The 13,109-nt window shown below is 56.6% G+C and carries 7 protein-coding genes; 4 read left to right on the top strand and 3 right to left on the bottom strand.

Annotation, left to right across the window (positions count from 1 at the left end):
- The 3 genes from Pla52o_RS04470 to surE all read right to left on the bottom strand — a co-directional run bounded on the left by Pla52o_RS04470 (position 1) and on the right by surE (position 4,912).
- Positions 1–1,125, bottom strand: a complete 1,125-nt coding sequence (locus tag Pla52o_RS04470) for a serine/threonine-protein kinase (protein ID WP_146593329.1) — start codon at positions 1,123–1,125, stop codon at positions 1–3.
- Positions 1,126–1,926: 801 nt separating this feature from the next.
- A complete protein-coding gene (gene tkt, locus Pla52o_RS04465) occupies positions 1,927–3,972 on the bottom strand; it encodes a transketolase (protein WP_146593328.1) in 2,046 nt (681 codons plus the stop codon).
- A gap of 178 nt (positions 3,973–4,150) precedes the next feature.
- Positions 4,151–4,912, bottom strand: a complete 762-nt coding sequence (gene surE / locus Pla52o_RS04460) for a 5'/3'-nucleotidase SurE (protein WP_146593327.1) — start codon at positions 4,910–4,912, stop codon at positions 4,151–4,153.
- Positions 4,913–5,098: 186 nt separating this feature from the next.
- On the opposite strand from surE, the gene guaA reads away from it, so the two are divergent.
- From guaA to Pla52o_RS04440, 4 genes are all read left to right on the top strand, one after another.
- Entirely contained in the window at positions 5,099–6,721 is a 1,623-nt protein-coding gene (guaA, locus tag Pla52o_RS04455; protein ID WP_449289954.1) for a glutamine-hydrolyzing GMP synthase, read from the top strand.
- 93 nt (positions 6,722–6,814) lie between these two features.
- A complete protein-coding gene (gene ettA / locus Pla52o_RS04450; protein ID WP_146593326.1) occupies positions 6,815–8,494 on the top strand; it encodes an energy-dependent translational throttle protein EttA in 1,680 nt (559 codons plus the stop codon).
- Between the two features lie 138 nt (positions 8,495–8,632).
- Positions 8,633–8,872, top strand: coding sequence for a hypothetical protein (locus Pla52o_RS04445; protein ID WP_146593325.1), 240 nt, complete (start codon positions 8,633–8,635; stop codon positions 8,870–8,872).
- A gap of 141 nt (positions 8,873–9,013) precedes the next feature.
- Positions 9,014–13,078: a hypothetical protein gene (locus Pla52o_RS04440; RefSeq protein ID WP_146593324.1), complete on the top strand. Its 4,065-nt coding sequence runs from the start codon at positions 9,014–9,016 to the stop codon at positions 13,076–13,078.
- Positions 13,079–13,109 lie beyond the last annotated feature (31 nt).

Below are 13,109 nucleotides of genomic sequence, written 5' to 3'. Positions count from 1 at the left end.
CTATTGCTCAAATTCTTCGAGTTGTCTGAGCTCTTCGAGCCAGACGCGAATGTCATTGTCATACTCGGTCGCCATATCGCTACGAATCAATTGACGATGGAACGCCGCCGCACCTTGCTCCACATGCTCGGCGGCTTCAGCGCTGGGGAAGCGTCGGTTCGGATCCGGAGCAATCAAGCCCTGTAAAAAGCTCATCAACAATTCGTTCCGCAGCACATCCTCTGGCAAAATCTTATGCAGCCGCGCGGGCAACTCTCGCTTGGCTTGCAACAATTGTCGCAAATTTTCAAAACCATTAAACGGGTTCACCCCACTTAACAGCTCAATCAAAACGTAACCAACACTTGCCAAGTCACTGCGCGGCGTCGCTTCGTTGTTCTCAAGCACCTCGGGTGCCGCATAAACCGGCGTGCACTCGCGATCGCGGGGCGGGTTGGTAAAGTCAAACGCGGACCCCATGTCGATCAACTTCGCATGCCCCGATCGCTTGAGCATGATATTCGCAGGCTTCACGTCACCGTGAACAATGTTCTCGCGGTGCAATGCCGCAAGCGCCGCCAAGCACTCACGCATAATCGCAACGGCCACTCCCGCCTTGAATCGCGACTGACCGACGCCGTCGGTTAAAATGACTTCGTTAATGTAATCCCAACGCCGCTGGCTAACACGATTCCGCAACAACTCCAAACAGCTGGGGGAAACCAATTGGCGCAGATCGTAACCATCGATCCATTCCATCATCATGATGCGAATGCGGTCTCGCTCAAAAAAATTCTGAACGTCGAGCAGATTATCGTGCTGGATCAACGCCACCCGGGCTGCGACGGACGCGACGCGTGCCATCGACTCTTCGTAGGCGCGAGCGTCCGCATAACGCTCGGGTGAGAAAACCTTCATGGCGACCGGAACCGTAAATCCGTCGGTCCCTCGATACTCCGTCAAATACACCTCGCCCTGGCCGCCCTGACCCAAAAGACGCAGCAGATGATGATGTCCCGTCCAACTGACTTTCGAAGCCCGGGTCAGTCCATCGTAATGACGCAATAACTCTTTATCGGAATTTCCGTGAGTCGACCCATGAAGAGTTACAGTGGGATTCGGCTCGAAACGTGTTGTCGCATGCATCAATTATTGGCCGCCCTTGTTTCATCGAACACGTCACCGAGAGACCAAGCAATCGGAACGCCACTGAGGTTGTACACTATAAGGGCCTCGATCGCCCGCCGTCAGCAAAAACCGTCAAGGTGAACGTGACATTCACCCCCATCGAATCCAACAACCTATCGCGAACCGACGCATCTCGTGAAGCACCGCAATTGGGTACTTCCCGGACACCACCGACGCGACACCCAACATCACTTCGCTGAAGAGCCCCATTTCTCGTATACCATCGGCAAACAACTATTTAATCACCGTGATCAGCGGCACCCGCAGAGGCACCGCTCGCGGCGAGGAAGGATGACAGAAGCACTCGTTGCCCCCCCACCTCTAAACGCCGTCTCACTCATGCTAACGAGACCGTTGACCGGGTGCTTGCTTTAGTATCCCGCCCCACCCAACTAAGCGGGCTTCCGCATCGATCCCCGCATCACGCCAGCCTTAAAACCGAAGACTTGCTGCGTTAGCCGCTAGCAAACTCTCCTATTTTCACTTCGCCGTGTGAGCGACCGGTAGGCACCGGCCCTACACGACTATTCGGCAGCAAACTCTTACATATTCGCTTCGCGGTGCGAGAGCAACCTCAACATTGAACCGGCCGAGAGAAGGACTTCCTATAGCGTCATCGGCATACGCAGCGAGCGGTGCCTCACGAGCAGAAGAGATAAAAAAGGCTAGCACCGCTGGACGCCTCGCCCCTGAGGCAGCCCCGGCGTCCCCGAAGGGCAGCCACGGGCTACCCTCTAATAGCAACAAGATGGCTTGAAACTAGGCATTCGCAGCGGCAACCATGGCTGCTGCATTGATACCGAAGTGCTCGTAAACCTGCTCAAAAGGCCCACTGGCGCCAAAACCGCTCATCCCGACAAACTTGCCGGCACTGCCAATCCAGCGATCCCAACACATGCGAACTCCGGCTTCGATCGCGACTCGGTTTGTCACGCTTGGTGGCAAAACGCTGTCGATATAAGCCTGGTCCTGAGCGGCAAAGATGTCCATGCAAGGAACGCTCACGACGCGAACCTTCTTGCCCGCCGCGGTCAACTCTTTAGCCGCATCGACACACATGTACAACTCACTTCCGCTGCCCATCAAAATCACATCGGGCGAGCCTTCACAATCGCTCAACACGTAAGCGCCCCGACTGCAACCACTTGCCGCAGCATATTGAGTGCGGTCCAAGGTGGGCATATTTTGGCGTGAAAGCACGAACATGGCGGGGTGATCGCTGATCTGCATTGCGGTTCGATAGCATTCGGCGACTTCATTTGCATCCCCTGGGCGGAACACGTTCATCCCAGGAATGGCACGGCAAGCGGCCAAATGCTCGATCGGCTGGTGCGTGGGTCCGTCTTCGCCAACGCCGATCGAATCGTGCGTCAAGATGTACATGACCGGTTGGTGCATGATGCTGCTCAATCGCAAACCACCACGCATGTAATCACTAAAGACGAAGAACGTCGCTCCGAAGCTTCGCAGCCCGGAAAGGGACAAACCGTTGACGATTCCCGCCATTGCATGTTCGCGGATCCCGAAGTGCAAGTTACGGCCGCCGTAATGACCGGGCAGAAACTCGCCGGCACCCTCGAACGTCAATTCAGTCTTCGTGCTGGGCGCCAAGTCAGCAGAGCCCCCCAGCATGAAAGGGACATTTTTTGCGATCGCGTTAAGCACCTTGCCGCTGCTGTTTCGCGTTGCATCGCCTTTTTCGCTTGCTTCGAAAACAGGGATGTCCTTGTCCCAGCCCTCGGGCAACTCACCGGCGAACATCGCTTCGAGTTCCGCAGCCTTAGCGGCATTGGACTCCTTGTACTTAGCCCAAACGACGTCCCAAGCCTTGGAAGCTTCGCTTCCGCGTGCTCCGACGTTCGTGGCGAAATCTTCACGAACCCCTTCGGGGACGTAGAATTTTTCGTCGGCGGGCAAACCGTAGGCCTGTTTGGCGAGCGCGACTTCGTCCCAACCCAAAGGAGCGCCGTGAGCGCCGTGGGTATCCTGCTTATTAGGCGCTCCCCAACCGATCACACTGCGAACGATGATCAACGTCGGCTTGTCGCTGCAAGCTTTGAACTTTGCGAGCGCCGAGGCGAGCGAGGCCGTATCGTTGGCGTCGTCCACACGAACGACATTCCAACCGAGCCCTTCGAAGCGAGTGGCCACATCTTCGCTGAACGCAAGATCGGTATCGCCTTCGATGGTGATGTGGTTGTCGTCGTAGATCCAGCAAAGGTTGTCGAGTTTCAAGTGTCCCGCGACCGAGGCCGCTTCACACGCAACCCCCTCCATCAAGTCGCCATCGCTGCACAGCGCGTAGGTGTTGTAGTCAAACAACACGGCGTCCTTGGTGTTGTAGTTTGCGGCGAGCCATTTCTCAGCCATGGCCATCCCGACGGAATTACTGACCCCGGCACCGAGAGGGCCTGTGGTGGTTTCGATCCCTGCGGCTTCGGCAAATTCGGGGTGCCCTGCACAAACGCTGCCAATTTGACGGAAATTCTTGATGTCATCGAGTTTGATTGACAGTTCGTCGAGCACCTTACCCGACTTATCGACCGCCTTAACGCCCGCCAAATGCAAGGTGCTATAGAGCAGCATCGATGCGTGGCCACAAGAGAGGACGAACCGATCTCGATTGGGCCAATGAGGCCGTGCGGGATCGTAATCCATCGTTTTGTTGAAGATTTGGTACGCAACCGGCGCCAACGCCATAGGGGTGCCGGGGTGACCACTGTTTGCCGTTTGCACGGCATCCATACTAAGGGCTCGGATGGTATCGATGGCTAGGGTTTGAATATCGGTGCTTGCAACGCTCATCGGTACGGTCACTCTTGTGAGAGGGAAAAGGGAAAGGAGCCGCCCCCACGATTCCGATCGCGGGGTTGGCTGTTGGGTCGTTGAGTTGTTCGCTTGTTTGCTCGCAATCCGCCCCGTGCGGGGAACGGCTGCAACAAGCAAAATATTAGCCGCAAGCGGCGAAACCCAAAAGGGTCCGTTAGAGCTCGAGCTCCCAATCGTCCATCGATTCGAGCAACGGCTGGACGGTGAGATCAAATTGAAGCGGCGTCAGCGTCACATTGCCATTCCGCAAGGCCGTCACGTCAGAATGCTCCGCGGGCGGTTTTTCCGGTTCCGACCACAACGCCCAGTAGTAGTCACGCCCCCCCGGATCTTGGCGTTTTTCATACATCCGGCCATACTGAGCAAGTCCCATTGGGACGATGGACAGATGGGGCGGCGAAAGCGTCGCCGCGGTGGGGATGTTCAAATTAAACAATCGCCCGCTCGCTTCGGGACGCTTGACCAATCCGCCCACGACATCGCGAGCAATCACCGCCGCGGCTTGGAAATCGGCATCGGGATCGTATTCCAGCGAGACAGCCACGCTGGTGACTCCGAAAAAGGCGCCTTCGATCGCCGCGGCCACCGTACCAGAGTACAAAACGTTGACTCCCGCATTGAGCCCGTTGTTGATCCCGCTGACCACCAAATCGATGGGATCATCCTTAAACAGTTCCGCGATCGCTAATTTCACGCAATCGGCGGGCGATCCATCGACGGCCCAAGCCCAATGTTGGCCATCCCGGCGAATCGATTTACAGGTTAACGGTGACAAAAAGGTGATCGAATGCCCCACGCCACTCTGCTCCGTCGCTGGCGCCACGACGACAACCTCGCCCAGATGGCGAAGTTGCTGCCCGAGCGCAGCCAAACCAGGAGCAAACACACCGTCATCATTGGTTAATAAAATTCTCATTGCGATCGTTTTATCGAGTAGGAAGGACGCAGAGTCCGTCATAGAACGTACCCAAGCACTGAAAAGGCCCTGTCGCCGAACGATTTCACCCAGGCCCCTTGGGTATCAATGTGGCATTTTCTACACTTCATGATTCTTTCCTGCGACACCACTCATTCCGCTAGCCCGAAAAGGCATCCTGTATTGATGCCTCCATTGAGCGGAAACAACCCAAGCGTTGCGATGGCCGATACGACTCTCTCCGTAGCTGAACTCACGTCCGATAGCCTGACCGCACAGCGGATCGTGGTACTCGATTTTGGCTCACAGACCGCACAATTGATTGCCCGACGCGTTCGGGAACAAAATGTTTATTGCCAGATCCTGCGTCATGACATCGCCGCAGATCGAATCGCCGAACTGAATCCCAAAGGGATTATCTTATCCGGCGGTCCGTCGAGCGTTTATGTCGACGGAGCTCCCAAATGCGATCCCAAACTGTTCGAACTTGGCATCCCGGTGCTGGGAATTTGCTACGGCATGCAATTGGTCTGTGCCGCGTTGGGCGGAAAGGTGGACAACACGCCCAGTCGCGAATACGGCCGCGCCAACTGCACGATTCGCAATAACGAATCGCTGTTCCGCGATTTGAACGGCGATATCGAGGTGTGGATGAGCCATGGCGACCAGATTTCGTCTGTCTCCGAAGTGTTTGAACCGCTTGCCCAAACCAGCACCTGCCCCTACGCCGCGATCGCACATCGCACGCTGCCGATCTTTGGGATGCAATTTCATCCTGAAGTAACGCACACGCCTCAAGGCGGACAAATCCTGAAGAACTTTGTCATCGATATTTGTGGATGTGAGGGCACCTGGCAACTCGGTGACTTTGCCCAAGCGGCAATTGATCACGTGCGGCAACTCGTTGGCGACCGACGAGTGATCTGTGGACTTAGCGGCGGCGTCGATTCTTCGGTCGTTGCGGCACTGCTCTACAAAGCCATTGGCCCGCAACTCTCCTGTATCCTGATCGACAATGGTCTGCTGCGCAAAGACGAGCAAGCGATGGTGATTCGCGAGTTTGGCGATCACTTCAAAACCGACCTGCATGTCGTCGACGCCGAAGAACAATTCATGGCGACCCTCGAAGGGATCAGTGAACCCCAGGAAAAACGTCGCCGCATTGGCTACGCGTTCATCGATTGCTTCAAGGCGGAAGCGACAAAGATTAAAGACGCTCACTTTCTCGCCCAAGGCACGCTTTATCCCGATGTGATCGAAAGTGGTGCTGACCCGGATGGGCCCGCCGCAACCATCAAACTGCACCACAACGTCGGCGGACTGCCGGACGAACTTGGGTTCGAGCTAATCGAACCGCTGCGTGATTTATTCAAAGACGAAGTGCGACAACTGGGGCTCGAACTTGGCCTTCCTGAATCACTGGTTTGGCGGCATCCGTTCCCAGGCCCAGGCTTGGCGGTGCGTTGCCTGGGCGAAGTCACCCGCGAAAAATTGCAAGTCCTTCGCGAAGCCGATTCGATCGTCGTCGAAGAAATCATCAACGCCGGTCTGTATCGTGAAACCAGCCAATCGTTCGCGGTTTTGCTGCCGGTGCAAAGTGTCGGTGTGATGGGCGACGCACGCACGTATGACAACGCGATTGCGATCCGCAGCGTCAAGACCGACGACTTCATGACGGCGGACTGGAGCCGATTACCGTACGACTTGCTCGCACGAATGAGCACACGCATCATTAACGAAGTCGCGGGGATCAACCGCGTTTGCTACGACATTAGCAGCAAGCCGCCTGCCACCATTGAATGGGAATAAACGCAGCTTGCATGGCGAACGGTGCATCCCCCCACCCTCAAGTTCCTTCGGTCTCACTTCCACCCCTCTTCACTCTCAACTTCAAAATTCCCCATGGCTGGACAATTCATTTACCAAGTTACGAATCTAACCAAAAAGCACGGCCAGAAAGTCGTGCTCAATGAGGTTAACTTGGCGTTTTACCCAGGTGCAAAGATTGGAGTCCTCGGCCCCAATGGCGCGGGTAAATCCACGCTGTTGCGGATCATGGCGGGTCAAGACACCGAGTTCGAAGGGACCGCGCGCTTAGGCAATGGCTTCAGTGTCGGATACCTGGAGCAAGAACCACCGCTGGACCCCACCAAGACGGTCTTTGAAAACGTGCAAACCGCCGTTGCCGACCGCCAGGCGATCCTCGACCGCTACAACGAAATCAGCGTGCTGCTGGGCGATGTCAGCGACGACAAGGAGATGATGAAGCTCTGTGACGAGATGGCGAAACTGCAGGACATTATCGACACCCAAAACCTGTGGGAACTCGATCGCCAAGTAGAAACAGCAATGGCGGTAATGAACTTGCCACCCGGCGATGCCGAGATCACGAAGCTTTCCGGGGGCGAGCGTCGCCGCGTGGCAATGTGCCAACTGCTGATTCGCCAACCCGACCTGTTGCTGTTGGACGAACCGACCAACCACCTTGATGCCGAATCGGTATCGTGGCTCGAGCAACACCTGGCACGCTACAGCGGAACCGTCGTCGCGGTTACCCACGATCGCTACTTCCTCGACAATGTGGCGCAGTGGATTCTGGAAATCGATCGCGGCCAAGGCATTCCCTTTGAAGGTAACTACACGGCATGGCTCGACGCACGCGCCAAACGACTGGCCGTCGAGCAACGCACTCAAAAAGCGCGTGACAAAACACTGGCTCGCGAGCTGGAGTGGATTCGCATGAGCCCGAAGGCGCGACAAGCCAAAAGCAAAGCTCGCATCAAGTCGTACGAAGAAATGTCGGCGCAATCTTACGAGGACAAACCTGACGAGCTTGAAATCCAAATTCCGCCGGGACGCCACTTGGGCGACCTCGTCATCGAAGGCACCGGCGTTCACAAAGCCTTCGGCGATAAAGTGCTGATCGACAACCTTTCGTTCCGCCTGCCCCCAGGCGGTATCGTGGGCGTGATTGGCCCTAACGGCGCCGGAAAAACGACGCTATTCCGCATGCTCACCGGCCAAGATACCCCCGATTCGGGAACGATCCGCGTGGGTGAAACGGTGGACCTCGGCTACGTTGACCAGAGTCGCGACGCGCTCGATCCCAACAAAACGGTTTTCCAAGAAATCAGTGGTGGACACGATCACTTGGATATGGGCGGACGCAGCATCGCGTCCCGCTCCTACGTGTCACGTTTCAACTTCAAGGGCCCCGACCAAGAAAAGAAAGTCGGCAACCTTTCCGGTGGAGAACGCAATCGAGTCCACTTGGCAACCTTGCTCCGTAAAGGTTGTAATGTGTTGCTGTTGGATGAACCGACCAATGACCTCGACGTCGACACGTTGCGTGCGTTGGAAGAGGCGATTGAGAATTTCGCAGGCTGCGTCGTCGTTACCAGCCATGACCGCTGGTTCCTTGATCGACTCGCAACCCATATCCTGGCGTTTGAAGGTGACGGAAAACTGACGTGGTGCGAAGGAAACTTCGATATCTACGAACGAAACCTACGCGAGCGAATGGGAGACGATCCAGACGACGCCTCCAAGCGAGCACGTTACAAGAGCATTCACGCGGGATAATCCCATCGCCTCCTGTTGTTCATTCGGCTGACGCGTCCGGCGCGTCAGCCACGTTTTAATTCACGAAGCGGCGGCCCCTTGTGTTGCCCCGCTTCCCACTTGCGATTCACGCACCCCTACAAAACAAAGACAAATCAGATGACCATTCTTCGAGTCGGCACAAACGAAAAGTATTCGGACGGTTGGAGCTCCATCTTTGGTGGCACGACGAAAAAGAAGAAAGCCACCAGCAAGAAGGTCGCCAAGAAATCCGCCGCGAAGAAGTCGCCCCCTAAGACCAGCAAGAAGAAAACCGTAAGCAAAGTAAAAGCCGCTACCGCAACGGCCAAGAAAACAACCAAGAAGAAGGCGGTCGCAAAAAAGAAGAAGAAAGGCTGAGCAACGAGTGAGAAATTAGTGGGAGCGGTCTGCGAGAGGCCGAATCAGACGCGGCTCCTCTTGGAAACCAATCCCACATCTCGCCCCCCCGCAATGACTTTCTACCCACCGACGCTTTCTTCCTGAAACGTGCCCAACGAGATGTCAACACTTTCGCCACCCGATGCAATCACTGAACCGCTTCGGCGACTGGCGGGCTATCTAAACTTTTCGTCCGGTACCAGCGACCCAGCGACCTTCGCCGCTTGGAACCAAGTCTATCAACAGGCATCGGCGGGCGATCCGCTCAGCGGCCCGCCCGCTTGGTTGGTGCTCAAGGACTGGATGAACGAGACCCTTGACTCGCTACAGGCCAGTCAAAGCGCGTTTCGCGACACCAGCCAGGCCAAGCGTGTTGTCAAGATCCTGTGGAGCGATCTGCTTCCAGCCTACGTCGACTACCACCGCGATTTGTTGTTCCATCAACAACCCGAGCTGTTGTTCAACGGCTTTTTCATGGGACGCGCCGCCGATGTCATTTTGGCGATTGCGTTCGGCAAACAAGATTCCCCCCTCAGCGACGATGCCATTGTCGAGATGGCCATCGAACAACTCAACGACTACGTCGGCTATCGCCCTGTGCCGGTGCTCGAAAATCGTCGTTGCGAACCCTATCCGCACGAATTCGTGCGTCCCATTCCGCTGTATATCGCTGGGGCTGGCATTTCCGCGGGCCCCTACCACAAGATCATCGCTTCCGCGATCGAAGTGTTGCGGAACACCGACCCCGAGATCCTTCGCGCCGCCGCGTTTGACCTCGACCGCGTTGACGAACTCTCGCTCGATCCTCGCGCCTTTGACTTTGACCACCCCGTCAACCGGCGGCCGAACTATCACTTTGGTGGCTGGGACACACGCTCGATCACCCTCGACGGCTATTTTAACCGCTTCGTGTTGCGCCAAGTCACACTCGATGCGCTGCTAAGCCGACTGCGAGAACCAAGCGAGATCGATCCTGCGGAACTGCTATCCGAAGCGGCCACGGTACTGGCGGGCACGATCCTGATGGCCTCAGGCATTAGCGGCTGGGGCCCAGGCGCCTACACCAGCGACATTACATTGACATCGCTGATGAAGCCGATTGCGTTGTACCGTGATGCGTTTTACGAAGACCGTCTTCAACAACTCACCGGGGAACACGCCGAACGCTTGGCGCGCGAACAACAGATGCGACGGCAACCCTTCGGCGCGGTGCGACAACACCTTAACGCGGCGCTCGCCGAACGCCGCGCCGTTCAAGTGCAGCATGTCCAACTCGCTCGCATGTATGCACGCATGGGGTATCCCGATGCGGCGAAACGCCAAGCCGACACCGTTCCGGCGGCTTCGGCGAGAATGTTTTGCCGGATCGATTGCGACATCACACTAGGGCTGCGAGCCCTGCGCGCCGGAAAACTCGAAGACGCACTGCGAGTTCCCTCGGAGTCCTTTGATTTGTTGCGGCGTTCGATCGAATGTGGCGCCGTGATCGACCCTTGGGACATCCTTGGTTTTGGCGGCAATTTCAGCCTCTACCCGAGTCCCGAGTGCAGCGTCCACGACGCCCGTGTCGACGATTTGCTATTCATGATCGAGCAAATCTTTAGCTACATGGCTCGAGTTTGGAGCGAAGCGGCAGCTCAGAATAACCAAGCCGCCTACGACGAGATGGAGCTTCGCTATCGCGAGATGGCCGAGTGGTGGCGTCAATTCGCAGCGCACACGATCGATTCGATCGAAGCGGTCGACCCACTGGAGTCCTACGACTCAGCAAAACTTGTCGCCCGAGCGCTCCGGCTGTGGCACGAAGGGGGTGCCGAGGCTGGCAACATCGCGTTCTGGGCGCCTCATGCTGAAATGTTTGACTCGCCACGCGCCTACGCGCTGGTGATCTCGGCATTGCTCGATCGCGATGACTTCACTCCGGCGATGGCGTTACTAGTGTACTGGCTTAACAATGCCGACCGCGTTGGTTTGCGCGTGGGCGGAAGCTCGCTGCCGCGACTCGCCGAACGCTGGTTATTGCGTCTGCGTTTTTCACTCGAAGGCGAAGCCGAAGCCTACGTGCAACCGGCGCTGAAACAATCCGCCGGCAAAGACACCGCTGCGATCTGGCCTCTGGTTCGCAAGTTCTTTGACTACCTCGAAGCCAATGCCGAATCATTTTGGTCGGCGCCAAATTTCAACCTAGATCAATCGCCCGGCGCGTCCAAAAATCGCGACTGGGATCGCGAATTGCTGCAAATCGAGGAAGAGAGTGAAGACGAAGGAGGTCTCTACGACGCCGCGTATGAAGACATGTCCTACCGCGACACAACCGACGATGGCAACGAAGGCGCGATCTACGAGTACGGCGACGATGGGAGCCGCGATGAACTCGAAGCCGAATCCAAGCGACTGACCGAGCACCTTAGCTTCTTGCAATCGCTCGCTCGCATGTGGGCGGTCGCCGCGGACATTGCCGTGATGGACCAAAACGAGAGCGACTTGCCCGACCGCGTGCATTCCCTCGAGTCATGGGGCGCCCGGGCACGTGAAAACCGCATCGGTCTGCTCGAATTGCTTGATGCCGTGCGTCGCTACAAGATCACTCCGGGCGGCAGCGACAAAGAATCGATGCGCAACTACGATCGACACCGAGTCCTGCGTGATTCATTGATGGAACGCATCATCGGCACGGCGGTCGAGATGTCCGATTCGCGACGATTGGTCTGCGGCTCGCTGCTCGCGCACCCCACGACCAGCTGGAATTCGATCGACCCCGATCACGAAATGCTTGAAGATGACGCCCAAAGCGTCAAAATGTTCGCCGCCCTGATCGGTGGTGATAGCGATGAAGTACGCCAGCAATTCCCCCCCTTCCTGGCTGCACTTCGAGACAAAAACCTACTCTACATCCCGCTCTCACGTGGCGGCGATCCCGTCAAAATCTATGTCGCGCGATTGCGACAACGCGTGCTGCGACATCTGATGCTGTGGTTACCGCGACGCGGCTTGATTGCCGAGGCATGCCGGTTGATCGAAACCGCCCGCGAGATGGAACAACTCAATCCGATCGGTATCGGCGCCGTCACCGAATTCGATGGACTGTTCCAAGTCGGCTTTCGTTCCCTCGTCGCCTCGATCGTCGAGTCGGTCCGCATCAACTCCGAAAACAGCGGCACCCCCGTCGACGAAGACGCGCTCGCCGATGCACTGATCCCCTTACTCGAGCGATTGACCGAAACACTGCTAGGCAGCTGGTTGGCGCACAGCCAAACGCTTCGCCTGTCGCCGCTGGAAACCGTAACCGACCCCAAAAAATGGGCTCTGCTAGTGGAGTTCATCAAAGAGTACGGTGACCCCATTTTCACGCAAATGTTTTTGCAGCTTGGTAATGTCCGAGCGATCCTGCACCAAGGCGTCGACGCCTGGCTCGAACGTGTCATTCAAGAGGGTGACGATCAGTTTTGTGATACAAAACTTTTCCAAGACCTCGAATCGGGGGCTTTGAAAATCTCGCGAGCGGAACGCCCGATCACCCTGGTTTATGAATCGCTAATCGACCACCACGCCGAGTACCTCGATTACAATAGCACCACAACGCAAAGCGATCGCGGCGACCTTGTCTATATGTTCCTCGACTTTCTCCGCTTGCGCGTTCGCTATGAACGTATCGCATGGAACCTAAAACCGGTGATGTGGGCGCACGAGGTTCTCGTTCGCAGCGGACTCGAAGCCGCATCGGTGCTATGGCGACGCAGCCTCAGTGAACGCATCGACTCCGAAGCCGAAATTTACGTCAAGAAGCTTCGGCAAATGCAAAAAGACTATGCGATGCGAATGCCGACCGTCGCCGACCGAATCCTGGAACGCTTTGTGCAACCCATGACCATCGATCGCATGCGAGCCCTGGTCGGACCTGCGATGCGAGATGCGGAGAACAATCAGCCGAGCCGAGCCTTCGAATTACTCGAAGCCGAATCCGAAATCCTGACGCGACACCCCACGGGAGTTGGGCTCGATGTCCCCGCATGGCTCGATGCGTTAGAGGAAGAAGTCGAACAGCTAGCAAAGCGACGGATCAGTAGTGAGATCGACCCGCAGTTCCTCATCACCATTCCGATAGCATCTCTAAGCGTTGAGGAGTTGAATGATCAACTGACCCTCGCGCGGAGCCAAGGGCGCCGATTACCGCACATGAAGTAAGCAAAAACCCTTCGTTTTCGACGAATATTTT

Source organism: Novipirellula galeiformis (assembly GCF_007860095.1).
Lineage (GTDB): Bacteria > Planctomycetota > Planctomycetia > Pirellulales > Pirellulaceae > Novipirellula > Novipirellula galeiformis.
This window is presented reverse-complemented; position numbering and strand designations above follow the sequence as displayed.